Annotated in this window: 24 protein-coding genes and 1 pseudogene; 20 read left to right on the forward strand and 5 right to left on the reverse strand. The window is 67.4% G+C overall.

Annotation, left to right across the window (positions count from 1 at the left end; all coding sequences use genetic code 11):
• Window positions 1-61 precede the first annotated feature (61 nt).
• From JVH1_RS21970 to JVH1_RS22020, 11 genes are read left to right on the forward strand one after another with little or no spacing between them, the layout of a single operon-like run.
• Window positions 62-820, forward strand: coding sequence for a TauD/TfdA family dioxygenase (locus JVH1_RS21970; protein ID WP_051033687.1), 759 nt, complete (start codon window positions 62-64; stop codon window positions 818-820).
• Window positions 817-1,827, forward strand: coding sequence for a diiron oxygenase (locus tag JVH1_RS21975; protein ID WP_009475757.1), 1,011 nt, complete (start codon window positions 817-819; stop codon window positions 1,825-1,827). The genes JVH1_RS21970 and JVH1_RS21975 overlap by 4 nt, the downstream gene beginning before the upstream one ends.
• On the forward strand, window positions 1,824-3,146 hold the full coding sequence (locus tag JVH1_RS21980; protein WP_009475756.1) for a KamA family radical SAM protein: 1,323 nt from the start codon (window positions 1,824-1,826) through the stop codon (window positions 3,144-3,146). The genes JVH1_RS21975 and JVH1_RS21980 overlap by 4 nt, the downstream gene beginning before the upstream one ends.
• Window positions 3,143-4,633 carry a GNAT family N-acetyltransferase gene (locus JVH1_RS21985; protein ID WP_009475755.1) on the forward strand — a complete coding sequence of 497 codons (1,491 nt, stop codon included), beginning with the start codon at window positions 3,143-3,145 and terminating at the stop codon, window positions 4,631-4,633. Before JVH1_RS21980 ends, JVH1_RS21985 begins: the two co-directional genes overlap by 4 nt.
• A complete protein-coding gene (locus tag JVH1_RS21990) occupies window positions 4,630-5,706 on the forward strand; it encodes an Ldh family oxidoreductase (RefSeq protein WP_009475754.1) in 1,077 nt (358 codons plus the stop codon). The genes JVH1_RS21985 and JVH1_RS21990 overlap by 4 nt, the downstream gene beginning before the upstream one ends.
• Window positions 5,703-6,929 carry an acetyl-CoA carboxylase biotin carboxylase subunit family protein gene (locus JVH1_RS21995; protein WP_009475753.1) on the forward strand — a complete coding sequence of 409 codons (1,227 nt, stop codon included), beginning with the start codon at window positions 5,703-5,705 and terminating at the stop codon, window positions 6,927-6,929. Before JVH1_RS21990 ends, JVH1_RS21995 begins: the two co-directional genes overlap by 4 nt.
• Window positions 6,926-8,197: a GNAT family N-acetyltransferase gene (locus JVH1_RS22000; RefSeq protein WP_009475752.1), complete on the forward strand. Its 1,272-nt coding sequence runs from the start codon at window positions 6,926-6,928 to the stop codon at window positions 8,195-8,197. Before JVH1_RS21995 ends, JVH1_RS22000 begins: the two co-directional genes overlap by 4 nt.
• On the forward strand, window positions 8,188-9,108 hold the full coding sequence (locus JVH1_RS22005) for a branched-chain amino acid transaminase (protein WP_009475751.1): 921 nt from the start codon (window positions 8,188-8,190) through the stop codon (window positions 9,106-9,108). The genes JVH1_RS22000 and JVH1_RS22005 overlap by 10 nt, the downstream gene beginning before the upstream one ends.
• Entirely contained in the window at window positions 9,105-9,854 is a 750-nt protein-coding gene (locus tag JVH1_RS22010) for a hypothetical protein (protein ID WP_009475750.1), read from the forward strand. The genes JVH1_RS22005 and JVH1_RS22010 overlap by 4 nt, the downstream gene beginning before the upstream one ends.
• Entirely contained in the window at window positions 9,851-11,170 is a 1,320-nt protein-coding gene (locus JVH1_RS22015) for an MFS transporter (RefSeq protein WP_009475749.1), read from the forward strand. Before JVH1_RS22010 ends, JVH1_RS22015 begins: the two co-directional genes overlap by 4 nt.
• Window positions 11,167-12,423 (forward strand): ATP-grasp domain-containing protein, encoded by a 1,257-nt coding sequence (locus tag JVH1_RS22020; protein WP_009475748.1) that lies wholly within the window; start codon window positions 11,167-11,169, stop codon window positions 12,421-12,423. Before JVH1_RS22015 ends, JVH1_RS22020 begins: the two co-directional genes overlap by 4 nt.
• Before the next feature lie 22 nt (window positions 12,424-12,445).
• Here the strand turns inward: JVH1_RS22020 and JVH1_RS22025 are convergent, their stop codons facing one another.
• From JVH1_RS22025 to JVH1_RS22045, 5 genes and pseudogenes are all read right to left on the reverse strand, one after another.
• Window positions 12,446-13,864 carry a wax ester/triacylglycerol synthase family O-acyltransferase gene (locus JVH1_RS22025; RefSeq protein ID WP_009475747.1) on the reverse strand — a complete coding sequence of 473 codons (1,419 nt, stop codon included), beginning with the start codon at window positions 13,862-13,864 and terminating at the stop codon, window positions 12,446-12,448.
• A gap of 232 nt (window positions 13,865-14,096) precedes the next feature.
• Window positions 14,097-14,441 carry an aldehyde dehydrogenase family protein gene (locus tag JVH1_RS22030; RefSeq protein ID WP_371113023.1) on the reverse strand — a complete coding sequence of 115 codons (345 nt, stop codon included), beginning with the start codon at window positions 14,439-14,441 and terminating at the stop codon, window positions 14,097-14,099.
• A gap of 109 nt (window positions 14,442-14,550) precedes the next feature.
• Window positions 14,551-15,555 (reverse strand): annotated as a pseudogene (locus JVH1_RS22035) (aldehyde dehydrogenase family protein); the annotation flags it as partial.
• A 418-nt stretch (window positions 15,556-15,973) separates the two neighbouring features.
• Window positions 15,974-16,999 (reverse strand): acyl-CoA dehydrogenase family protein, encoded by a 1,026-nt coding sequence (locus tag JVH1_RS22040; protein WP_009475745.1) that lies wholly within the window; start codon window positions 16,997-16,999, stop codon window positions 15,974-15,976.
• Window positions 16,999-18,150, reverse strand: a complete 1,152-nt coding sequence (locus JVH1_RS22045; RefSeq protein WP_009475744.1) for an acyl-CoA dehydrogenase family protein — start codon at window positions 18,148-18,150, stop codon at window positions 16,999-17,001. The genes JVH1_RS22040 and JVH1_RS22045 overlap by 1 nt, the downstream gene beginning before the upstream one ends.
• Window positions 18,151-18,471: 321 nt before the next feature.
• Here JVH1_RS22045 and JVH1_RS22050 point away from each other — a divergent pair, with 321 nt between their 5' ends.
• The 9 genes from JVH1_RS22050 to JVH1_RS22090 all read left to right on the forward strand — a co-directional run bounded on the left by JVH1_RS22050 (window position 18,472) and on the right by JVH1_RS22090 (window position 25,490).
• A complete protein-coding gene (locus JVH1_RS22050) occupies window positions 18,472-18,924 on the forward strand; it encodes a MaoC/PaaZ C-terminal domain-containing protein (RefSeq protein WP_005256873.1) in 453 nt (150 codons plus the stop codon).
• A complete protein-coding gene (locus JVH1_RS22055) occupies window positions 18,921-19,370 on the forward strand; it encodes a hypothetical protein (protein ID WP_009475743.1) in 450 nt (149 codons plus the stop codon). Before JVH1_RS22050 ends, JVH1_RS22055 begins: the two co-directional genes overlap by 4 nt.
• Window positions 19,367-20,068: an SDR family oxidoreductase gene (locus JVH1_RS22060; protein ID WP_009475742.1), complete on the forward strand. Its 702-nt coding sequence runs from the start codon at window positions 19,367-19,369 to the stop codon at window positions 20,066-20,068. The genes JVH1_RS22055 and JVH1_RS22060 overlap by 4 nt, the downstream gene beginning before the upstream one ends.
• A 199-nt stretch (window positions 20,069-20,267) precedes the next feature.
• Window positions 20,268-21,440: an LLM class flavin-dependent oxidoreductase gene (locus JVH1_RS22065; RefSeq protein ID WP_009475740.1), complete on the forward strand. Its 1,173-nt coding sequence runs from the start codon at window positions 20,268-20,270 to the stop codon at window positions 21,438-21,440.
• A 28-nt stretch (window positions 21,441-21,468) separates the two neighbouring features.
• Window positions 21,469-21,864, forward strand: coding sequence for a RidA family protein (locus JVH1_RS22070; protein WP_009475739.1), 396 nt, complete (start codon window positions 21,469-21,471; stop codon window positions 21,862-21,864).
• Window positions 21,865-21,869: 5 nt separating this feature from the next.
• The gene (locus JVH1_RS22075) at window positions 21,870-22,718 is read left to right on the forward strand and encodes an amidohydrolase family protein (protein WP_009475738.1); all 849 of its coding nucleotides are present in this window, start codon (window positions 21,870-21,872) and stop codon (window positions 22,716-22,718) included.
• A gap of 65 nt (window positions 22,719-22,783) precedes the next feature.
• A complete protein-coding gene (locus JVH1_RS22080; RefSeq protein ID WP_009475737.1) occupies window positions 22,784-24,130 on the forward strand; it encodes an MFS transporter in 1,347 nt (448 codons plus the stop codon).
• A gap of 110 nt (window positions 24,131-24,240) precedes the next feature.
• The gene (locus JVH1_RS22085) at window positions 24,241-24,636 is read left to right on the forward strand and encodes a RidA family protein (protein WP_009475736.1); all 396 of its coding nucleotides are present in this window, start codon (window positions 24,241-24,243) and stop codon (window positions 24,634-24,636) included.
• A gap of 71 nt (window positions 24,637-24,707) precedes the next feature.
• The gene (locus JVH1_RS22090) at window positions 24,708-25,490 is read left to right on the forward strand and encodes an enoyl-CoA hydratase-related protein (RefSeq protein WP_043779501.1); all 783 of its coding nucleotides are present in this window, start codon (window positions 24,708-24,710) and stop codon (window positions 25,488-25,490) included.
• Window positions 25,491-25,498 lie beyond the last annotated feature (8 nt).

Consider the following 25,498-nt stretch of genomic DNA (forward strand, 5'->3'; position numbering starts at 1 on the left):
GTCTCGAACGACCGGAGTCACGGGTACGCATCCCGGTCGGGTTTTCGGAATGGAGGAATAGATGTCGCCGAATTGTCATGTCGTCTCTGCGCCTGTAGGTGGGAGAACGGTGGAAGGCCGTGTCGACCGGTCCCGGCTGGAGGAGGACGGGTACGTCGTCGTCCACGACGTACCCGACCGCGTCGCCGCGGCGGAAGTGGTTGGCTCCCTTGGTGATCTGGTTCCGCAATACAACGGTCTCCTCACCCACGAGGTGACGTACCGTCCCGGCAACGATCATCGGGCGTACTCGCAGAGCGCGAACACGATTCTGGCGCACACCGAGGCGCCGGGCTGGGATCCGAGCCCGGCGTACCTGGCGCTGTTCTGTCACCGGCAGGCGCGCTGCGGCGGTGGCCACACCGATCTGCTCGACATCCGGCGGCTCGTCGACGCCCTGGAACCCGCCGAGGTTGCCCTGATGACGGACGCCGAACTGACCTTCCCGGGCCCGGACGGGGGTGTGCGCACCACGATGCTGGACGCGGACGGCACCGGCCGCACGGCCCTGCGCTTCAGCTACAACCTGCTCACCGCGTCCGACTACGACCCGCACCACGACGCTGACGTCGACGACGTCCGGCTGCCGCTCGGCCGGGCCGGTCGCAGGTTGGCGCATCGCGTCAGCGACCTGTTCCACGAGCTGCGCACCCGCGTGCTGATCCCCGAGAACGCGCTGCTCATCTGGGACAACCAGCGCATGCTGCACGCGCGCTCGGAGTACGCCGACCGCGCCCGTCACCTCACCCGTTTCTGGGCCGGCGACCGGACTCGCGCATGATCATCGACGACCTGCAGTGCTCCGACGCCGACGGGCTGGTGCACCTCCCCGGACTGCCGTCGTTCGACCCCGCCGACGAAGCCGAGAACGCCGTCATCAGCCGCCTCGCCGGCAATTGGCACCGACGGTCGACGGTGAAGCGCGACGAGCCCGACCTCGACGAGTTGTTCGACGCCGGCCGGGCCGATTACCCCGAGGGAATCGTGCCGTTCCGCGACCATCCGACGTGGCAGGCGATGCCCGACGCGATGCGGTCGCGGCTGCTGAGCTGGGCCTGGATCGCGTACAACCGGCACACGGTGATCGCCGAGCAACGCGTCGCCAACCCGGCGTTCGCGCTCGTCATGGACGGGGAGTTCCCGGGTCTCGGCGGCCAGGACATGGATATCGCCCTCGCACAGGCCATGGTCGACGAGCAGTACCACACCCTGATGCACATCAATGCGAGTGCGCTGACCAGACGTAAACGGGGGAACCCTTTCCCCGACAGCGCGTTACCCGAATCGCACACCTCACGGACGCACCGTCGGCTGCGGGCCCATGCCGCCGAACGCTGGCAGCGCAGCCTGACCACGCTGGCCTTCGCCACGGTGTCCGAGATCTCGATCAACGCGTATCTCGATCTGCTCGCCGGCGATCACGACATCCAGGTGGTCAATTCCACCACCGCCAAGCTGCACAACCGGGACGAGTACTGCCACGCATCGATTTCCGACGAGATGGCGAAGCTGGTGTACGACGTGCTGGACCCCGTCAAGCGCCGCTTCTTCCTGGACATGCTGGTCGCCGGACTGGACGCGTTCGTCGCGACGGACTACTCGACGTGGGAGGCGATCTTCCGGATCGAGAAGGTCACCGGATGGGAGAAGATGCTCGCCGACGTGCGGGCCGAGAAGTCCGGTGCGCGGCTCGTGCGCGACTACAGCGGGCTGTACTCGCTGATGTCGGACATGAATGTCCTGGGTGATGTCGACTTCGACTGGGGCCTGGCGGTGACGGACAAATGACCGTGCTCGATCTCGACACCCGCACAGCCCTCGCTCCGCGATCGATCAGCGGCGACCGGCTTCGCAAACTCGTCGCCGAACGAACCGGCGACCCGATCCTGGGGCACGAGGCACACGTGGTGTCCCAGGTGCTGCCGTTCAAGGTCAGCAGCTACGTCGTCGACGAGCTGATCGACTGGGGCCGTGCGCCCGACGATCCGATCTACCGTCTGACCTTCCCACACCGCGACATGCTCGAGACCGAGCACTTCGACCTGATCGAACGGGCTGTGGCGCAGGGAGATCGGGGCACCGTCCGGCAGGCGGTCGACACGGTCCGGGCCGCGCTGAACCCGCATCCCGGCGACCAGCTGAGCATGAACGTTCCGCAGCACGACGACATCGACGGTTCGGGCATGCAGCACAAGTACGCCGAGACGCTGCTGGTGTTCCCCCGCCAAGGGCAGACCTGCCACAGCTATTGCGGCTACTGCTTCCGCTGGGCCCAGTTCGTGGACACCCCCGACCTGAAGATGGCCATGTCCGGGCCGGAGGCGATGACCCGGTACCTCGACCTGCACCCCGGTATCACCGACGTGCTGTTGACCGGCGGCGACCCGCTGGTGATGCGGACGGAGTTGCTGGCCTCGTATCTGGAGCCGCTGCTCGAACCTGAGCGGGAACACGTCGAGACGATCCGGATCGGCACGAAGGCTGTCTCGTTCTGGCCGTACCGGCTGTTGGCCGGGCCGGAAGCCGACGACCTGCTGCGGTTGCTCGAGCGGTTGACCGCTGCGGGCAAACACGTCGCGATGATGCTGCACCTGTCGCACGTCGCGGAACTGCAGACCGATGCCGCCCAGACAGCGCTGGCCCGGCTGGCGTCGACCGGCGCGGTGCTCCGCGCCCAGGCGCCGGTGGTGCGTCACGTCAACGACGACCCGCGCACGTGGGCCGACCTCTGGCAGGCGCAGGTCCGCAACCGGGTCGTGCCCTACTACATGTTCGTCGAGCGGGACACCGGTGCGCGACCGTATTTCGGTCTGCCGCTGGCGCGAGCGGTCGACATCTACCGCGAAGCGCTGCAACGAGTCTCCGGACTCGGGCGGACCGCGCGGGGTCCGGTGATGTCAGCGTCACCGGGGAAGGTCGTGGTCGACGGCGTCGTCGACCTCGACGGCGGACGTGCGTTTGCGCTGCGGTTCCTGCAGGCACGCCGGCCGGACCTGGTCGGCAAGCCGTTCTTCGCGAAATACGACGAGCACGCGCAGTGGTGGGACGACCTCCGCCCGCACGGCCCGCGCGACCGCGAATTCTTCGGTACCGGAGGGACCGCGTGAAGGTCACCGCGCACGAGGTCAGCTTGACGCAACGGCATCTGTGGCGCTCTGCCAGAGAAGCGATTCCGGTGCAGCGGGGCCTGGTGGTCGAGGTGGAGCAGGACGGTCTCGCCGGGTTCGGTGAGGCATCCGCGTTCATGACCGACCACTACAACTCCGGCCTGGACCGGATGCACGCAGATCTGCGGCGGATTGCGCCGTTACTGATCGACCTGGGTCCCGACGACCCCTTCGCCGTGTGGCGAGCCCTGTCCGCGGAGCTTCCCGATTCGCCGTTCGTCCTGGCCGCCCTCGACACCGCGGTGCACGATCTGCGGGCACGCCTGCTCGGTGTGCCGCTGTGGCAGGCCCTCGGACTGGAACGTCCGCGCGAGTTGCGCTCCAGCTTCAGTATCGGGCTCGACGAGACCGAGGTGATGGTCCGCAAACTCCGTGAGCGGCCCGGATGGTCGGCGTACAAGATCAAGCTCGCCGATCCGGGAGACCTCACCGTCGTCAAGGAGCTTCGCTGCCATACGAACGCACCGTTCTCCGTGGACGGCAACTGCGGCTGGGAGCTGTCCCGACTGCTCCCCGTCCTTCCCGGCCTGCAGGAACTCGGCGTGCAGTTGATCGAGCAGCCGTTTCCGCGCTCGGCGTGGCGCGACGCCCGGATCCTGAAGGAGCGCAGCCAGATCCCGGTGATCGCGGACGAGAGCATCGCGTCGCCGCAGGACCTGGACGCCTGCACCGACGCGTTCGACGGCATCAATGTCAAGCCGATGAAGGCCGGAGGAATCACCCCGTCCCTCGCGCTGCTGCGCCGGGCCCGTGAACGCGGCCTGATCACCATGCTCGGCTGCATGCCCGAATCCGCGGCCGGGGTGTCGGCCACGGCCCACCTCGGGGGACTGGCCGACCACCTGGATGTCGATGCAATCGACCTGCTGGCGGTGAACACCGGCAGTGGACTGACACTCGACGGGGCCGGCCGCGTCACCCTCCCGAATCGTCCCGGTTCCGGCTACCTCCCCGATCCGGTCGCCCACGGCTGGCGGGTGCGGCCGGTGTCCGCTGCCGATGTGCGACCGATCCGCCACACCGTGCTCCGACCGGGTCAACCGGCCGAGACCTGCGTCTACCCCGAGGACGCGCACGCCGGCACCCGGCACTTCGCCACCCTAGTCGCGGGGCGCCCGGTCGGCGTGGCCTCGCTGTACCACGAGGATCCCCCCGAAACGCACGCCGTGCCGGGTCTTCTCCCCAGCCGGGGGTGGCGCCTCCGCGGCATGGCCACCCTGGAGGAGGTCCGCGGCACCGGTGCGGGGACAACACTTCTGCGCACCGTCCTCACGAACGCCGCGCTGGCCGGCGCCGACGCGGTCTGGTGCAACGCCCGCACCACCGCCGCCGGCTTCTACGTCAAGCAGGGATTCCGGATTCTGGGCCCGGAGTTCGACATCCCGAGCATCGGGCCCCACGTCTTCATGCATTGGAGTGCTTCATGATCCACGAGATACCGAACACCACTTCGCTGATCGACGAGCAGGAGGCCCGCTGGCTCGCCTCCACCGCACTCGTCGAGGCGGGAGTGCCGGAGGACGACGCCGATCTGGTGGCCGCCGCGCTCGTCGACACCTCCCTGCGCGGCATCGACACCCACGGTCTGCGGCTGCTGCCGCAATACCTGGACGAACTTGCGACCGGAGTCGCGAATGCGGCGGCGTGCCCGACCGTGGTCCGGGACCGTGGAGCCGGACTGCTGCTGGACGCGGACGGCGCACTCGGCGTGCTCGCCGGACTCGCCGCCGCCCGCCTGGCAGCCGACCGGGCCAAGGCCTTCGGCGTCGCGGCGGTGGGCGTGCGCAATTCCAACCACTTCGGCGCGGCGTCGGTGTACACCCGGCACCTGGCCGGGCAGGGGATGATCGGTATCGCAGTCACGTCCGCCGCCTCCCGGGTCGCTCCGTACGGCGGCGTCGAGCCGCTGTTCGGCACCAACCCGATCAGCGTGGCCGCGGGTACGGGGGACGACGGGCTCGCCCTCGACATGGCCACCAGCCAGGTGTGTTTCGGCGAGGTGAAGCACCGCCGGGCCGAGGGGCGACCACTGGGCAGCGGCTGGGCCACCGACCGCGGTGGGCTGCCCACCGCGGAACCCGGCGAGGCGTACGCGCTGTCGCCCCTCGGCGGCTACAAGGGACAGGGCCTGGCAATGGCGGTCACTCTGCTGGGGGCCGTGTTGACCGGGTCGCCGCCCGACTGGCAGCTCGAGCAGGTCGGTGAGGGAACGCCCGGCCGAAGCCGAGGGGTCGGCCATTTCGTCCTCGCCCTCGATCCCGGAGCGTTCAGCGGGCATGCGCACTTCGCGGCAGGGTTGGCAGACCTGCTCGACACCGTCCGCGGATCGACGCCCGCCACCGGGACACCGGTGGTGGCCCCGGGCGATCCGCAACGCGCCCACGAGCGCGAACGGCGGGTGCGGGGAGTACCGCTCGACCCCCGGACGGCGGAGATTTTCGCCACGCTGGAAACAACTTTCGACGGATTGGCCGTGACAGGAAAGGAGGCTTCTCGATGATTCTCGTACTGATCAGCCCGCGCGCCGCCGGGCTGCCCTTCGCCCAGTGGCTGCCGGAGATGCGCGGACGGCTGGTGGCGGTCTGCGCCGAGGGATCGGATCCGGGTGAGGGATTCGCCGAGATCGTCACGGTCAGCGACTATCACGACGACGAGGCCGTGCTGGCCGCCGCTCGGGAACTCGCCGGACGGCACCGGCCGACCGCGGTCTTCGCGCTGGCCGAGGTGGACGTGGAGCGGGCCGCCGGACTGCGTGGTGAGCTCGGCCTCCCCGGCCTGGACACCGCCACGGCAGGCGCCTACCGCGACAAGATCCTGATGAAGGAATTGGCGCAGGCCGCAGGGCTTCTCGTCCCGGCCTTCGCGCCCGTGCGCCACCCGGCGGACATCGTCGACTTCATGGCCGACAACCCGGGCCGCGTCGTCGTCAAACCGCGCAGCGGTTCCGGCTCCACCGGCGTGTACGTGCTCGATTCGCCCGCGGAGGCAACCGGACTCGCCGACATCGTCACGGCCACACCGTACGAAGTCGAGGAATTCGTCGACGGCGCGGTGCACCACGTGGACGCGTTCCGCGTAGCCGGAGACCCGGTGGCCGCCATCGCATCCCGCTACACCGGCCAGGGGTGCCTCGAGCACTGGACCGACGCCCCGTTCGGCTCCCGGTCGGTCGACACCACCGACCCGGTCTGCGCGCGCCTGGTGGACGAGACCTGGCAGCTCGTCGATGCACTCGGCTCGCCGCCCACCGTCTGCGTGCACGCCGAGTTCTTCATCACCGCCGGCGGCGACATCGTGCTCTGCGAAGTGGCCGCGCGGATCGGCGGCGGGCCGATCCCGACGATGCTCCGCCACGTCCTGGGCATCGACCCCCGGCATCTCTGGGCGCGGGTGGAATGCGGGCTGCCGATCGACCTGGACGCGGTCCGGGACCGGGTGGCGGCCGCCCCGCACGCAGCGTTCTACGGCGTGCCGCCGCGCCGGGGCCGGGTGCTGCGACTGCCGGACGCACCGCCGGGCGTGCACGACTTCACACTGAACACCCACATCGGGGACGAGTGGACCCCAGCCCGGTACCGCGAGCGCAAGTCGGCGGACTTCCTCGCCTACTGGGTGGTGACCGACTCCGATTTCACGGCGCTGGGCGACCGGCTGATCGTTGCCGCGGAACAGGTGAGCGCCGGATTCGATTGGGACCGTATCGAAAGCGAGGACGCAGCATGACCTCCACCCACACCGACATCGACGGGTTCACCGGACACGTTATGCCCCGCGGCGCCCGCCCGACCGCCGCCGACTTCGCGGGCATCGCGGACCCGGACATCATTTGGGAGGATGCGCGGTGGTGGCGGTTCACCGAACGCACCGACCTGCACGAGGTGCGTTACCTCGAGGTGCGTGCGGACGGCCGGACCGTCGCGGTCGCGCCGCTGCTGATCACGGCGCGCCCCGGGGGCCTGCTCTTCTACGATCCGCCCCGGCTGGCGGGAACCGCAGGGCCGATGGCCGAACCGGAGTTGCTCGATCACCCGGATCGGCTGCGCTGGGCCGAGCTGACCGCGGCGCTGCCCGGTGCCCGCGAGGATCAGTACCCGTCGGTTGCGCTCGCCACGTTCGGAAACCACCACGGTGTCGCGCACGCGCCCGGCCGTTCGCACGATCAGCGACGCGTGGTCATGGCGGCCCTGCCCGGCCTGCTCGACCAGGCCGGTGACGAACTCGGCTGTCGCAGTGTGGCATTACTGTACGTCGGGGGGCCCGACGCCGAGAACGTGGACGGGTCCGCAACCCGCGCCGGGTACACGGCGGCGTTGCTGGGCGCCGAGGGTGTGCAGGACCTGAGCGGCCACAGCTGGCCGGAGTACGTCGCGAGCCTCAGCAAACGCCGTCGCGCCCGGCTCCGCAAGGAGGTCGCGGACTACACCGCCGCCGGCCTGCGCACGGTGGTCCGCTGGGGCCCCGAGGCGATCGACGAGGACGTCGTCGCCCTCCAGGTCGCGCACCGGGCCAAGTACGGACTGCCCGGCGGCGAGGACCGGGTGCGACGCGATTTCGACGCCGTCCGTGAAGAATTGGGTGACTCGTGTGTCGTGCTCGGTGCCGAACTCGACGGTCGCCTCGTGGGTTTCGTGCTCTACCTCCGCACCCCCGACGCGTTGTTCGCCAGGACCGCGGGCTTCACCCCGGGGATTCGTGGCTGCTACCTGACACTGACCTACCACGAGACCGCGCGGTGGGCGGTGGAGCACGGCATCCGTCGCGTCCACTACGGCCTCGCCGCCTACGAGGCCAAGATCGCCCGTGGCTGCAGCCTGCGACCCCGCTGGGGCTGGTTCGCCTTCCGCGGTGAAGGTGCCGACAAGTATCGAGAGGCTCTGACACTGCAGTCGCGCAGCATCGAACGGCGGCTGGACCTGGTCGGCGCACCGGCAGTCTCTGTCCCGTCCCGGCGGCCCGCCGCCACCGAACCGAAAGCAGAACAATGGAACTGATCCCGACCAGCACCGTCTGGATGGACGGTGAATTCGTTGCCTGGGACCAGGCGCAGGTCCATGTGCTGACACCGAGTCTGCACTACGGATGGGGTGTTTACGAGGGCATCCGGGCCTACGCGACCGACCGCGGTCCGGCCGTGTTCCGGCTGCGCGACCACCTGCGACGGCTGCACGACTCGGCACGGGTGTACCTGATGGACCCCGGGTGGTCGGTGGACGAGCTCACCGAGATCTCGCTCGAACTGCTGCGCCGGACGGGCCTGGACTCCGGCTACCTGCGACCGATCGTCTACCTCGGCTACGGCTCGATGGGTGTCGCGCCCGCGCTGGACACTGCCCGGGTGGCCATCGCGGCGTGGCCGTGGGGTTCGTACCTCGGCGAAACCGCGGACCAGGAAGGCTGCCGACTCGTCGTCAGCAGCTGGCAACGCAACGGTGTCCACTCGGTCCCGCCGCTCGCCAAAGCGACGGGAGCCTATGTCAATTCGGCTCTGGCCAAGGTCGGGGCGCTGCGCGCCGGTTACGACGACGCGCTGATGCTCACCTCTACCGGGCACGTGGCCGAAGCGTCCGCCGCGAACATCTTCGCCGTCCGCGACGGTGAGCTGGTCACCCCGCCGGTCGGCGACAACATCCTGCCCGGTCTCACCCGTGACACCGTGATCACGCTCGCCCGCGACCTGGGGATCACGGTGAGGGAACAGAGCGTGACCCGCAGCGAGCTCTACGTCGCCGACGAGGCGTTTCTCACCGGCACGGCCGCCGAGGTGGTCCCGGTGGCGTCGGTCGACGACCGCCCGGTGGCGGCGGGCGGGTGCGGCCCGATCACCAAGCAACTGCGCGACGTCTTTCACGACGTGGTCCGCGGGCGTGAGCCCACCTACCGGCACTGGCTGGAGTTCGCATGAGCACGCGTCTGCTGTCTTCGGCCGTACCCGATCGGGTCGCGGCGATCTGGGATGCCGAGGGACTCGGCATTTTGGAAGGTGCCGTCACCGGATTCGCCAGCGCCGCATACCTGCTCGACGGCAGCGCATGGGCGAATGCGCGTCGCGAGGAGATCGCCGACCGGGTGGTCGACGTGATGGCCGTCCGGGCGTGGAAGGCGCTCCCGGAGCAGTCGCACGGCCGCGCCCGGAGAGTGGCCCGGCGCTGCATCGCCTACTCGCTTGCCGCGGACACCGCCCGCGCCGACGGGAGCGGCACCGCCCGGGCCGACTGCTGGGCCCTGACCACCCATGCGTTGGAACTGCTGACGATTCGCGAACACTTCGACGCGGCCGCCCACCGGTCCAGGGAGCTTCTCGGACCGGCTCCTCAGGGCAGGTTGCTCGCGGCCTGGCAGATGGTGCACGATGCGCTCGGTGCCCTGGACAGAACTCGCCACGAATGGGTGGGGGCAGACCCCGCGACCGTCGCCGCCGCCGGGTGGGTGCTGGTCGACTGGATGAGCCGGCTCCTCATCGCGGCGGCGCTGGTCGCGCAGTCCGAGGCAGCCGAGTCGGCTCAGGACGCCGAACTACTCGTCAACGCGGCCCGGCGGTACGCTTGGAACCACCTGCGGCGTCCGGCGCCCGAGGCGGCGACACCCACCCACGTGCAGCGGTCGGCCGATCTGGTGCACGCCTTCCTGACGCCGGGGAGCATCCCGTGAACGCCCGCGTGCGGTGGCTGGGCGATGCGCTGCTCCCCGACAGCCCTGCCGGTCGAACGCTCGCCGTCGGCGCCGGCATCGACTCGCTGGGCACCGGGATGTTCTTCGCGTCCTTCGCCCTGTACTTCATCGGCGTCGTCGGTCTCACCGCGAACCAGATCGCCCTGGCCACCACGATTGGGGGTGCGCTCGCGCTGCTCGCCCCGGTGCCCCTCGGCAGGCTGGCCGACCGGGTTGGGCCGGGCCGGTTCTACGTGGCCCTCCTGCTGGTGCGCGGCATCGGATACGGATGCTTCGCGCTCGTATCCGACTTCACCGGCTACCTCGTGCTCACTGTGCTGCTCACCGCGGCCGACCGGGCGAGCAGCCCGATCCAGCAGGCCGTCGTGACGGCGGTGATCGGCGGCCGCGACCGGACCCGGACGATGGCCACCATCCGCGCCATCCGGAACGTGGGTCTCACCGCGGGGTTCCTGCTGGCGGGCGTCGTCTTCGTGACCGGCACGTCCGCCGCGTTCACGGCGCTGTTCCTCGGCAACGGAATCTCGTTCGTGGTCATCGCGTTCGCCGTGCGGCTCGTACTCCGGAGGACGGGAACGGTGGTGCAACGCACGCCTCTCCCAGCTGATCCCGGGCCGGCCGGAACGGCGGTGCGCTCGCCGTTCCGCGACTGGTGGTTCATGGTCTTCACGGTCGGCAACGGTGTGCTGTCGCTGTACGACACCGTGCTGATCGTCCTGCTCCCGATCTGGGTCATCGGGTACACGTCGGTGCCGCTCGCGTGGGTACCGGTGCTGATGGCGGTCAACACCGTGCTGACCGTGGTCCTGCAGGTCTACGTCGCCCGGTTCGCCGACGGCATGTCCGCAGCGACCCGACTCCTGACGTGGACCGGGGCGCTGATGGCCTTCTGTTGCGGTGCACTCGCCGTCGGCCAGATTGCCGACACCGGCCCGGCGATCGCCGCCGTCGTCGTTGCGGTGGTGGCACTGTCGATCGCCGAGAACATCCACTCCGTGGCCGCCTGGGAACTGTCGGCCGAGTTGTCCCCGCAGCCGGCCGTGGCCCGCTATCTCGGCGCGTTCAGCCTCGGCATGACGGGCCAGAAGGTGCTCGGCCCCACCGTTCTGGTCGTCGTCCTGTTGCCGGCCGGTCTCCTGGCGTGGCCCGTCCTGGCCGGGACGTTCGGGGCCGCGGCTCTGGTCTCCCGGACGGCGGCGCGTCGCAGTCTCGCGGAACGCGCACGGACGAAGGAACTCCCGGCCGGCGACCATCCTGCACTGTCTCCCTTCTCGCTACTCGAGGTGAAGAAATGACTGAACACGTCCTCGTCGTCGGCAGCGGCCGCGACCTCCCGGGCAGGGTCCGTGACGCCCTCCCCGGCACACAGACCTCGGTGATCTGCCGACTGGAATTCGTCGCCAAGCTTCGCCGTCTGACCGAGCACTCGCGGGTGATCGCCGTGCGGCACGATGCGCCGGACGAGGAATGGATCGCCCTGGCCTCGGCCGCACATGCGGAGCATCCGTTCACCCGGATCGCCACGTTCGGTGAACGCGACCAGGATCGCTGCGCCGCGATCGGGGAGGCCCTCGGCCTGTCCACCCACTCACGCCGCACCGTGACGTCGGTCCACGACAAGAACGCCATGCGCGCCGCGCTCCGCGAATCCGGCGTCGACGCCACCGCCTCCGCTGTCGTCGCCGACGTGGACGCGTTGCGCACCTTCGCGTTCGAGCACGGGTTCCCGTGCGTCGTCAAACCGGTGCGCGGCGCGGGCAGTGCCGGAGTGGCCGTGGTTCGGGAGGAGGGCGCACTGGCTGCGGCGTACGCGCGCGCAGGGGGCGACTTCGACGGCCTGACCACCAGCGGGGTGCTCGTGGAGCAGTTCCACGAGGGCCCGCAATTCAGTGTGGAGGCCTTCTCGGAGTGCGGCGAACACCAGATCGTCGCCGTCACCCGCAAGTTCTCCGACCCGGCGACATTCGTCGAACTCGGGCACGTGGCACCGGCAGCCCTCTCCACGACACAGGAAGAACGGATCCATACGTACGTGACGAGTGTGCTCAACGCAGTCGGCGTGGAGTTCGGTGCAACCCACACCGAGATCGTGCTCACCCCAACCGGTCCCCGGGTGATCGAAACCCACGTGCGGATGGGCGGCGACGAGATACCGGCCCTCGCCCTCGACGCCACCGGCGTGGACCTCGCCGAATGCGTCGTGCGGCAGACCATCGGGGAGAAGGTCCTTCCCGGGATCCGGGCCGTCCTCGCGGTGGAGCGGCCCGCGCACTGTTCCGCGATCTGGTTCGCCGCCGCACCCGTCGCGGGTGTTCTCACCGACGTCAGCGGCATCGACGACGCCCGGAACGTCGACGGCGTGACCGACGTACAACTCCTGGTCCGCCCGGGCGGCGCGGTCAGCGTCCTGGAATCGTCCGATTCGCGTGTCGCATGCGCACGCGCGGTCGGGGACACCGCCGAGCAGGCGCTCGACGCCGCCCGGGAGGCCGTGTCACGCCTCGAATTTCAGGTGCGCGTGGCCGCCGCGAGCACGGTGACGGTGTGATCGCGCAGATGCTCCGCCGAGGTCACAGTCCGACGGCGGTCTCGAGGAGATCGAGTTCGGCGTCGAGCTGATCGAGCATGGGGTGCAGATCCGGGACGGTGCGGCGGCAACCGGTGAGGCCGAAGACGATCTGGTCGTCGCTACTGGTGCACGTGATGTTGAGTGCCTGCCCGGTGGTGGGGATGGAGAGCGGGTAGAGGGATTCGAGCCGGGCCCCGTTCCAGTACAACGGGGTTCGGGGGCCGGCGACGTTGGAGATGACGACGTTGAACGGTGGCCGCAGCGGGCCGCGGCGGCCGAGGAACATCTCGACTCCGAGCGGGGCGGCGCCGAGGGCGCTCATCGCGAGCACCTGGGCGGGACTCATCGCCTGGAGGGCCGCCTTGCCCTCGTTCATGCAGTTGCGCACGGTCTCGAGGCGGTGCGCGGGGTCGGGGAGGTGGGTGGCCAGGTTGCACATGAGCACTCCCACCCGATTGCCTCCGGCCCCGGTATTCGGCGCGCGGAGGGAGACGGGGACCATCGCGATCAGCGGATTGTCCGGTAACGCGTCGCGGGTGTGCAGATAGGCACGGAGGGTGCCCGCGCACATCGTCAGCACGATGTCGTTGATGGTGGCGTCGGCGTGCTTGGCCAGCAGGCGGATCCGTTCGAGGGGGAAGGACCGGGCGGCGACGTGCCGGGCTCCGCTGATCGGCACGTTGAACAGGGTGTGCGGTGCGGTCAGCGACACCGCACCACCCTTGCCGTGCAGGGCGCGATCCACGGTGCCGACCGCTGCGGGCAGGAGTCCGGCCACCTCGCCGACCGCGGCGCGGGCGGCGTCCCACGCCATCGCGGGCAGTGCCGAGCCGAGCCCACCCGAAACCGCGACGCCCGCGTCCGGCACGGCCGTCAGCGGGTTGCGGGGTTGCCACGGTGTGGGCATGTTCCGACGATGCGGGTCCTCGCTCATGCTGTCGCGGAGCAGCCTCATCGCGGATGCACCGTCAGCGAGGGCGTGGTGGATCTTGGTGTAGATCGCGTAGCGGCCGTCGGCGAGGCCCTCGATCAGGTGCATCTCCCACAGGGGGCGGCTGCGGTCGAGCAGGGTGCCGTGCAGCCTCGACACCAGGGTCATCAGTTCGGCCATTCCGCCCGGCTGAGGCAGGGCGTCCCGGCGCACGTGGTGTTCCAGGTCGACCTCGTGGTGCGGAAGGGTGTCCCAGCCCCACTGGCCGAGCGACGTCACCGAGCGGCGGGCCCGCTTACGGAACGGCACCGCCACCTGGTCACCGATCAGCGCGGCATCGAACATCGCGGCATCGAACATCGCGCGCACATCGGCCGCCGACGCCCCCTCGGGCGGCGTGAACACTGCCAGGCCGCCGACGTGCATCGGATGCTCGCGGGACTCGCCGAGCAGAAACAGTGAATCGGTCGGTGCCATCGGCAACAGCATGTGGTGTCCTTACCGTTCCCGAACCCGGATCCACCTGCGCGGATCCGCTCCCCCCGGAACTGTTGTTCATGTCTGTGTAGTGGTGTCGCAAAGTAACGTTTAGATGTGGTTCATATCACAAACCGGTCTCGCTGTTTATGTTGTACAGCACAACCACGCTTTCCGCCACATGCACAAATGTCCAACAGGGCGTATGGGACGGCCCTCCCACACGCTCACGGATGCCGTCGGATCAGACGCCCGTGTACACGGTCTTCCCCCAGGTGTAGAAATCCACCGCGCTGCGACCCTGCTCCCGGAACGTGTTCGTGGACGAATCGTTCACTCCGCCGAACGGCACATTCAGGTCGAGCCCGGCTGTCGGGCGGTTGATCTTGACGACGCCGGCCTGCGCCCGGGCCGCGAAGTCCGTCGAGCGGGCGAGGCTGTCGGTGCAGATTCCCGCGGTGAGTCCGTAGCGGGAGTCGTTGACGGCGGCGAGCCCGGCCTCGTAGTCGGCGACCTCCAGGACGGCGACGACCGGGCCGAAGATCTCGTCCGTGACCGCCGGATCGTCGAGCGGCAGATCGGTGAGCACGGTGGCCGGGAAGAAGAACCCGGCGGACGAGTCGCCGGCGTAATCCCCGTGTCGCAGTGTTGCGCCTGCGCCCGACTGCGGAGCGCACCGCGGCCTGGTCCTGCTCGAACTGCGCGCTGCTCACCACCGCGCCCATGCGGGTCGTGTCCGCCGAACCGTCACCCGGAACGTACCGAGCAGCTTCCTCGACCAGCGCATCGAGGAACGCATCGCGGATTCCGGGTGTGACGTACACGCGGGACGTCGCCGTACAGGCCTGCCCGGTCAGGCCGAACGCCCCGGCGGCCACGACCTGTGCGGCATTCCGGGCGTCGTCGAGCACCAGTACCCCGTTCTTGCCGCCCATCTCCAGCTGTACCCGGGCTCGGCGGGCGTTCAGGATGTCCTGCAGTCCCAACCCGACGGAGGTCGAGCCGGTGAAGGACAGCCCCGCGACGCGGGGATCGCGGGCAAGGGCATCACCCACCACCCGTCCTTTGCCGTGGACCACGTTGAAGACACCGGCGGGGAGACCGGCGTCGTGGAGGGCGCGGGCAAGGTGCGTTGCGGACAGGGGTGTGAGTTCGGCGGGCATGAACACCACCGTGTTGCCCGAGACGAGTGCGGGGGCGGTCTTCCACGCGGGGATGGCGATGGGAAAGTTCCACGGCGTGATGAGCGTGAAGACGCCGAGGGGTCCGCGGCGGGTGGTGACGCTGGTTCCGGGCAGTCCGCTGGGGAGCACCTCGCCGGTGGCCGCCCACCCGAGGGAACCGAAGAACCGCAACACGTCCACGGCGCGCGTGACTTTGCCGCGGGCTTCGGCGAGGGTCTTGCCTTCTTCCCGGACGAGGTCCGAGGCCACAACGGAACCACGTTCCTGCAGCAGATTCGCCGCCATCATGAGGATGGCGCCCCGGGCCGGTGCGGGGAGGGCGGCCCACGCCGGATGGGCTGCGGCGGCGGCCGTGACGGCGGCGTCCGTGTGGACAAAGTACCGCGTGGTGCTGCAGCTGCCTCGAACAGTGCGGATCGGCGGTATGTGGGGCGGTGTCTGCTCAGACCGGTGAGCTACCGCGCGTTGTGGGTGCTGCCCAGTGGGACCGCCGGCGCGGATAGGTGGAGGAAAGCGCACGGACGAGATGCGGATCGCAGCGAGTATCCTGTATTACTGCCCATAGCCTGTCGACGAACTGGTGCTCGGTGATTCCGAATGTCTGGAAGACAAGCTCTGCGGGAACCCTGCCATAGGGAATCCATTGCCGAGCGAGGGTGATGAGTTCGCGTGCTTCGCGGGGTAAGTCCTGGCAGTCACTCATCGGGCGTCTTCCTTTCTGGGGCCGTCGCTGTCTCTCGTGTCGAGGCCGCCAAAGGCGTCGACCGGTCTTCTCGGCTCAGGTGAGGAAGCCGGGCTGGTCATGGCAGTCCAGAACTCGAACTCTCGCGCGGCTACACGAGTGTGCGCGAGAACGCGAAAGACTTCCGTAATTCTCTGTGCAAGTGCGAATGTCATTCGGCACTACTCAATTCGTTGGTCATTGGCGGCCGGAAGACTATGCGGTGACGAGGCACCACAGATTCTGTCGGCCTGCCGTGATGGATGCGGTGGTGAGCATGTCGTCCCAGTGGTGGAGGGAGCCGAACTCGGAGCGCCACGCGAGGGCAGGTTGGGTGAACTCGTGCAGGCGGTGCTCGCGGGTGGTGCCGATCGCTCCGTGTACCTGGTGGGCATTGCGGACGACGGTAGAGGCGGCGTGCCCTGTGCAGGAGCGGGCAACGGCGACAAGGACGTCGAGGTTCGTTGCGGACCAATCGGTGCGGACGGCTTCGTTCAGGGCGGCTTCGGTGGCGGCCCGCGCGAGTGCGGCTTCGGCGGCGATGTCGGCGACGAGGTTCTGGACGGACTGAAACTTCGCGAGGGGCCGCCCGAACTGCGTGCGCTCGGTGGTGTGGGTGATCGACAGGTCGAGGATGCGATCGAGGGCGGCGCTCGTCTGCACGGCTCGGATCAGTGCGCCACGCAGGAGTAGTTGGTCGACGACCGCGTCAGCTATCGGAGTGCCCGAGTGGGCGCTGTCGATGGTGACGGTGTCTCTGGGTTCGCCGGCGATGTTGGCCTCCGGCGTGATGGTGAGCATGTTCGTCTCGATGTCAGCGACAACGTACGTGTGGGTGTCGCGCCAGACCGTGACGATCTTGTCGGATTGGGCGGCCCAGGGCACCCGGTGGGCAGTTCCGGTGTGATCGAGCAGGCAGACGGTGCGGCGGGCGTCGTCTGCGGGAAGCCCGGCGGTATCGAGCAGCCAGCCGGCGAGCAGGTCGTGTTCGGCCAGCGGGATTCGGACGCCGTTGGCCGCGGCGGCGCGGAGCAGTTCCGCGGCTTCGAGCCATCCGGCTCCGCTGCCGCCGGATTCCTCTGGTCCGGTGAGGCGGGTCAGGCCGAGATCGGTGAGGTGGGACCAGAGGATCGGGTCCCACGTAGCGGTACCGGCGTCAGGTTCCTTCTGGTCGCGGTAAGCGACGAAGACCGCAGACATCATTTCCACAAGATCGGGGTCGACAGTGGTCGGTGTCGTCATCAGCGCATTCCCAATCCCCGCGCGATCACGCCGCGCAGAACTTCGTTGGTGCCGCCACGAAGGGTGAATCCGGGGCGTTGGGCGGCGGCGTCATCGATCATTGCCCGGTAGCGACGGGGGGTCGGACCGGTGTCACCGGTGATGACGTCGGCAAAATCGGCGATGTCGCCTTCGGTGGTAGTTCCGAGGACTTTGACGACGGCCGCGGCGACGTCGGCGGGTTCGTGGCGTCCGAGGGCTCCGGCGACCGCGGTGGACATCTGGTGCAGCCCCATTGTTCGGGCGAGATACCGGCCTAGGTCGGGGTGTCGGGATACTGCCCCTGTCCGCATCTGTTCCGCGGTGTCGGCGAGGAGAGGAAATGTGGACAGGAAGCGTTCGGGTCCGCTGCGTTCGAAGCTCAGTTCCGAGGTGACCTGCTGCCAACCGCTGCCGATGGTGCCGAAGACCATGTCGTCGGAGACGAAGACGTCGTTGAGGATGACTTCGTTGAAATGGTGCCCACCGTGCATCGAGACGATGGGCCGGATGTCGACGCGCGGGGACCGCAAATCGACGATGAACTGGCTCAGTCCATCGTGCCGATGTGCGGGGTCGACGGGGGTCGTGCGGGCGAGGCAGATGAATGCATGGGCATGGTGGGCGCCGGACGTCCAGACCTTGGTGCCGCTGAGGACCCAGCCGTCGTCGACGCGGGTGGCTTTGGTGCGGACGCTGGCGAGGTCGGATCCGGAGTCGGGTTCGCTCATGCCGATGGCGAAGTAGCACTCGCCGCGGGCGATCTCGGGTAGGTACTTCCGTTTTTGAAATTCGTTGCCGTACAGGAGGAGTGACGGTGCAATCTGGCGGTCGGCGATCCAGTGCGCGGCGACCGGGGCGCCTGCAGCGAGGAGTTCCTCGGTGACGACGAAACGTTCGAGGTGGCTGCGACCATGGCCACCGTACTCGATTGGGATCGTCATGCCGACCCATCCCCGGTCGGCGAGTGTGCGCGAGAAGTCCTCGTGCCAGCCGGTGAGCCAGCTGTCGATCCGCGGAGTGATGCGCCCATCAGCGAACTGGGCGTCGACGAATTGCCGGACTTCGGCGCGTAAGTCGTCCATGTCGTGTGGGTCCGACGCTATGGGCGGAACCAGTCGCGGATCTCTCATTGGAGAATCCCTTCGGTTGTGGCTGAGTCGGTTTCGGGTGTTGCGTCACGTTGCGTCCCGGTGCCAGCGTGTGCGTCTGCAAACCGGTTGGAATGTTGGACGAGAGGCTGATCGCCGTATGTCGTGATTACGCACTATGGCAAAAGTGGGCGATATACGCAATGCTGGTAGGTAATTCGGCGTAGGTACCGGGATCGTCCAGGCGAATGCATCTTAATGCTTGACGTACCGACCGGGCGGTACTAAGTTTCCGTGAACGGTAGCCGCTCGGCAAACTGCTTCGAGTCGGAGTTCCGCAAATGAATTCTCGAAAGGTGTCCCATGGCCGGACTGTGGTTCGACGACGTGGAAATCGGAATGACGTTCGAGACTCCGCGTCGCACTGTGACGGAGGCGGACGTGGTCAACTTCGCCGGAGTGTCCGGTGATTTTCACACTCTGCACACTGATGCGCAGACTATGCGCGAGAGTCAGTTCGGCGAACGGATCGCTCACGGAGCGCTCGTTCTGTCGATCGTGACAGGCCTTCGGGGCCGGCTCGGAATCTTCGACGACACCCTGGTGGCGTTCGCCGAGATCCGTCGCTGGCGCTTCGTGCGTCCGGTGCTCATCGGCGACACGATCCGCGCGGCCAACGAGGTCGTGGAGCTGACTCCTACGTCGAAGCCTGACCGTGGCGTCATGGTCCAGCACGTGCAGGTTCTCAACCAGCACGATGTCGTCGTACAAGAAGGAGAAATGGTGGCATTGGTGAAGCGGGAGGCGAAGGTATGAGGGTCCGCGCGGACGACCCGCAACTCAATGAGGTGTTGACCGGCGCCGGCCCTGCGGGAAAAGACCCCCGTGACGGTCTCGTATTCGTCGCACGGACCGGTCTTCGTGAATGGGCGGAGACCGAGGACGAACTGGCTCAGGCGTTCGACATGACCCGGGAGACAGTCGCGGCCGGTGGTGCAGTGGTCTACGTCGTGCCCTCGGCCGCACTGCTGGGACGAACCGAACCGCTGGACGCGGCTGTCGCAGCCGGCCTACTCAGCGGCGCACGCGCACTCGCGCTCGAGCGCCGAAAACACAACGGCTACTCGACGGTCGTCGCCGTGGCCGACGATGTGGAACCGAAGTCGGTTGCCGACGCGGTGGATCTCCTCGTCGCCACTCGCGGGGCCAACGGTCAAGCCTTCGTACTCGGCGACGAACATTTAGGAGCAGCTCTGCCATGAAGATTGCAGTGGTCACAGGCGCGGCCCGGGGTATCGGCTTCGAAATTGCCCGGCGCCTGACGAAGGACGGCTACCGCCTGGTCCTGGTAGACGTGGATCCGACGGTCGGGGACAGCGCGGCATCGATCGATGCCACGCCAGTAAAGGCCGACATCGCCGATCCGGAGGGCCGTGCGCAGATTCGCTCCGCGATACGGTCCGAAGAGGGGCAGCCGACCTTGCTGGTGAACAACGCCGGTATCACGCGCGATGCTCTGATCGGCGACATGACCGAACCGAACTTCCGACTCGTCAATCGAATCAACCTCGGCGCGACCTTCGAGTTGACGTCCGAACTGGCCGACGAGATCGTCGATGGTGGCGCGGTGGTCAATATCAGCTCACGCGCATACCTCGGCAACGTCGGCCAGTTCAACTACGCCATCTCCAAGGGCGGCGTAGTCGGTCTGACCCGGTCACTGGCGTTGAGCCACGCGCCGCGCTTGCGCGTCAACGCCGTGGCACCGGGCTTCATCGCCACCGACATGACCGACGCGGTACCCGCGAGGGTGCGTGACCGCATCATCTCGCGCATTCCGCTGCAACGCCCGGGCAGGCCCATCGATATCGCCGAAGCCGTCGCTTGGTTGGGCTCCGACCAGGCGGCATATGTCACGGGACAGGTATTGCCGTGCTGCGGAGGTCGCAGCCATGGCTGAAGGCGGTCATGGCAGATACGTAGTGCACAGGTAGTGGATAGGTAGTTTCCCGCTGGCATCGGGGCCGGCCCGCAGGGACCCTCGTGTGATGGTCGTCACGGAAGGGTGCGGTGTGACGTCGGCCCTCGAAAACCGGTTGAAGAAACGACGGTCGTTCTCGTCGGAAGCGGCGGTCGGCCACAGAGACTTGGAGTGAAGTATGAAACTGGATTTGCTGTATGCGTTGACGAATCGTTCGGGCGAGTTGTCCTGGCATGAGGTGCTGGAGGCGACGCGGCGACATGCCGTGATGGCGGACCAGCTCGGATATGACCGTATTTGGTTGGGGGAGCATCACTTCGATGTCGACGGGACCGATGCGAGCCCGAATCCGATCATGCTGGCGACGGATCTGGCCGCTCGGACGAGCCGCATCCGTTTCGGGATGGCGGCGGTATCGCTGACCCTGTGGCATCCACTGAGGGTGGCGGAGGATCTCTCCATCCTGGACCACTTCAGTGACGGTCGTCTCGATGTGGCGTTCGGTCGGGGAATTCTGCCGATCGAGGTGATGAACCTCAATCCCGAGGCAAACCGCTGGAACGGCAGCGAGAACAGTTACGGGATCTTCGACGAAAACCTCGCGATCGTGAAGGGGATCTGGACCGACCGCCAGTTCAGTTGGAAGGGGCCGCGCTACACATTCCCGGAGCCGGGGACGAAGTTCATCCACTCGCCCGGTGCGCCCGATCCGGAAGGCTGGGTCGGCGATGACGGCATACTTCAAGCGTTCGGGATCACTCCGCAGCCGTACCAGCAGCCGATGCCGCCGCTGTTCGCGGTCACCGAGACTGTCGAGGGCTTCCGGCGCGCCGCTCAGAAGGGTATGCAGCCGATCACCTGGTACCCCACTGGTCAGGTTCTCCACAACCTCTGCGAGCTCTACCGTGACGAGCGGGCCAAGGTCACCGGCGTCACCCCGGCACTCGGCGAGGATGTGGGCGTGCTGCGCATGGCATACGTCGCGGACACGGACGAGGAGGCGCGTCGCATCGCTGAGCCGGCGGTGGTGGAGTTCTTCGAGCTTATCTGCCGGGTTCGCGGTATCGGGGTCTTCCTCGACGCCGACGAGGACCCGAACGATCCCAAGTACAAGGCGATGGCCCCCTGGGATCTCATGTTCGATCGTGATCACCTCTTCATCGGTTCGCCGGACACCGTGCTCGAGAAGATGACGCGGATGACGAAGTCGCACGGGATCCAGAACTGGCTGTTGCAGATGGGCGTGCCGGGCATCGCACACGACGACATCGACAGATCCCTGAAACTCTTCGCCAGCGAGTGCATGCCGGAACTCCGCACACTCGATTCCACGGCTGTCGCCGCGAACTGATCCACCGGATCCCACAGAAGGAATACTCATGACGGAATACCTCAACCCAGGCAACCTTCCCTACCCTCGATTCGGAATGAATCCGGGTGTGGCGACCAAGGACTACGTGTTCTGCGGCGGCATGGCGCTGGATCTGGAGACGCTGGCGCGTAAGCCGGAGGCCGACACCATTGCGAACGAGACGAAGATCGCGCTGGAGGAGATCCAGGGGATCCTCGAGACTGTCGGCTGCACGCTCGGGGACGTGGTGAAGACGACGTGTTACCTGGCCGACGATTCGTATCGCAAGGAGTTCTGGACCGCGTACACCGAGGTCTTCGGCGAAGGCCCGTACCCGGCGCGCACGACGCTCGTCGTCGGCATCGCCGGCGACTGCCGCGTCGAGATCGATGCCGTCGCACTCCGGCCCAAGAGACAGGGATAGCCACGATGCCCGACCGCCCGTTCACCGACTGGCACACACACATCTACCTGCCCGAACACCTCGGCCCGGTATGGACCGACCGAGGAACCGAGCTCGTCGGTCGGCCAGGCTTCGGTCGCGCCGACCTCGCCGAACACACCCGGGTGATGGTGGAGTCCGGCGTCGAGAGGTTCCTGGTCCTCGGCCTGCAGGTGGCCCGGATCGGAATGAAGGTGCCGAACGACTATGTCGGCGAGTACCTCGACGCCAACCGGGAACGGGCAATCGGGGTCGGCAGCGTCGACCCGACCCAGCCCGGCGCAGCGGACGAACTCCGCCGTGCCGTGCGCGAATACGGCCTCCACGGGGTGAAACTCTCACCGCCGTATCAGGGTTTCCATCCGCACTGCGACGAGGCCTACGAGGTCTATCGCGCTGCCGCTGATCTCGGCATCTTCCTCATGTTCCACCAGGCGAGCGTGTTCGCGCCCGACGGGTGCAACGAATACGCGTACCCCATGTTTCTCGACAAGGTCGCCCGCGAGTTCCGGGACACGAACATCCTCGTCGCCCACTTCGGGAAGCCGTGGATGAACGAGACGGTCGAACTGATGATGAAGAACCGCAACGTCTTCGCCGACGTATCGACGCTACCGGTGAAAACCTGGCAGCTCTACAACGGGCTCCGACTCGCCATCGAGGGCCATGTCACCGACCGCCTGGTGTTCGGCTCCGACTTCCCGTCATTCTGCCCGAAAGAGTCCGCCGATCAGTTCCTGGCGATATCGGAACTCGACATGCCACTCCCGATCCCACACGACGTGGTCGATGACATCCTCTACAACCGACCACTCGACATCATCCTCCCGAAATAGCCCCCCACTCAGCGGGCCGATGTGATCACCAGCGATCCGCCCCCGCCCCGAATCCGGAGACCGCAATGAGCACTCTCGACGGCACTTCCTCCCCAAGGGCAACTACGGACAGGCCCAATGACGATCTTGTTCGCCAACGGCGCCGCGTCTATATCGCCAGCGCGATCGGCAGCACGATCGAGTACTACGATTTCCTCATCTACGCGACCGCGGCGAGCCTGGTGTTCGCCCCGGTGTTCTTCGCGGGATCGTCGCCGGCCGTGGCGCTCATCGCCTCGTTCGGCACGCTCGCCGTCGGGTACCTCGCCCGCCCGCTCGGTGGAATCATCTTCGGCCACTTCGGCGACCGGTTCGGCAGGAAGTCCTCGCTCATCTGGACCCTGAGCATCATGGGGGTGGCAACCGTATCGATCGGATTGCTGCCGACACCCGACAAGATCGGCGTGCTCGCCCCGACCCTGCTCGTGGCGCTCCGTCTCATACAGGGAATCGCCGTCGGCGGTGAATGGGGCGGCGCCGTCTTGATGGCTGTCGAACATGCGAACACGAAGTCCCGCGGATTCTACGGCAGCGCAACCCAGATGGGAGCCTCGGCCGGACTCCTACTGTCCTTCGCGGCCTTCGCGGCGCTCGGTGGGCTCTCCGAGGACCAGTTCCTGTCGTGGGGTTGGCGCCTGCCCTTCCTCGTGACGGTCGCCCTCGTCGGAATCGGCATGTACATCCGGGTCGGCGTACGCGAGAGTCCCGTCCTGCTGGCCGAGAAGAAGGCGCGTAACGAGGAGGAGCCGCGCCGCGCGCCGCTGTTCGCGCTACTTCGGGAACGCCGGGGTCGCGTGCTGCTCGGAATCGGCGTCTACGCCGGGCCGTTCATGGCGTACGCAGTGGCGACGTCACTGCTGGTGACTTACGCGCACAAGGACTTCGGGATCCCGCGCCAGACGCTGCTCAACGCGATGATGATCGGTACGGCTGGCATGCTTCTCACTGTCCCGTTGTTCGCGTGGCTCTCCGACCGATACGGCCGGCGGCCGGTCTACGTCACCGCAGCCCTGCTCACGGCGATCCACGCGTTCGCGATGTTCCCATTGGTGACGTCGGGAAGCTTCCCACTGATCCTGCTCTCGTATGTCATCAGCATGACCGTGCTCAACGCGGCGGCGAACGGCCCGGTCCCCGCTCTGCTCGCGGAGCTGTTCCCGACGGCGTCCCGCTACACGGGCGTATCCCTGTGCTACCAGTTCGCCGGCATGATCGGTGGCGGCCTCGGCCCGCTCCTCGCTGCAACCTTCATCGCGCCGGGAGGACCGGGCAGCATCGCGGTTTCCGTGATGATCTCCGCGCTGTGCATCGTGGCCGCGCTTTCTGTCAGCGCGCTCGGTGAGACCCGGACCGTCGACCTACGCACGGCGTGAGCGCCGCAGTAGGAAACAGGCGGTCCTCGCGACTGGGACGGCCAAAGACAGGGCTGAACCCGAGAAAGACAGATCCCAACCAGATCGTACAAACGAAAGACGAGGTCGAAATGATCGACTACTTGAATCCAGCCGAATTGGGAGATTTCAGCCCGCAGGGGCTGTCGTCCGGTACCGCGACCGACGTGTTCGTCTATGCCGCGGGCCTGGCGATCGACCCCGAGACCATGGCGAGACGTAAGGAGGCGGAATCGATCGCCGACGAGACCCGGATCTGCCTCGAGAACGTCGCCAGGATCTTGGCGGACGCAGGCCTCACACTGCGAGACGTCGTCAAGACCACCTGCTATCTGCAGGACGAGGCATATCGCTTCGAGTTCCTCGATGCATACAAGGGCGCTTTCGGTGAGGGACCATACCCGGCACGGTCGACGTTCGTCCTCGGTATCGCCTCGAACCTGCGTGTTCAGATCGAAGCCGTCGCGGTACGTCCCGACGCAGGCTGAGTCGGTAACGAACGCCGACGGTCGGACCACGTTGATCGGTGCCGACCGGAAACTCGCAGAAGGACTGGGAAATGACAGAATTCGATAAAATCCGCATCGAGCGCCACGACGACGGCATTCGGGTTCTCGTACTCGACGACCCGGAGAAGCGGAACGCCATCGGCCCCGCCATGCGCCTCGAGCTACTCGACGCAGCGGACCAGCTGTCCACCGACACTGAAACACGGTGCCTGGTGGTGACCGGGTCCGGGACCTCCTTCTGTGCCGGGGCGGATCTCATGGCGATCTTCGGCGTGAACGGCGCGACCCCGTCGAGCATGCGGGCCCGTCAACTGTCGTACTACGAGAGCTTCCTGTGGCTGCGGGAGCTTCCATACCCCACGGTTTCCGCCGTCAACGGTCATGCGATCGGTGCCGGGTTGAATCTCGCGTTGGCATGCGACATTACGATCGCGGGGCCGAACGCCAGATTCGGCGCCACCTTTGCGAAATTGGGCTTGCATCCGGGAGGCGGATGCACCTATTTCCTGACGCAGAAGCTGGGGCGGGGACGTGCACTGCGCACGGTTCTCCTCGGTCGCACACTCGACGGCGTGCAAGCCCATGACGAGGGACTCGCAGACGTCTACGCCGATGACCCGCTCGGAGAAGCGTTGACTCTCGCACATTCGGTCGCGGATCTGCAGCCGTCGCTCGCTCGCGACATGAAACAAGCCGTGAATCTCGCCGCCGAGAACTCCTTCGACGTGGCGGTGGGATTCGAGTCCTGGGCTCAGGCAGCCAGTGCGTACAACCCCGGTGTCCAGGACGCGATTCGCGCCGCGGGCCGCACCACGTTATCCCGATCCAGCTAGGAGAAACG

Source organism: Rhodococcus sp. JVH1 (assembly GCF_000280725.2).
Lineage (GTDB): Bacteria > Actinomycetota > Actinomycetes > Mycobacteriales > Mycobacteriaceae > Rhodococcus_F > Rhodococcus_F jostii_A.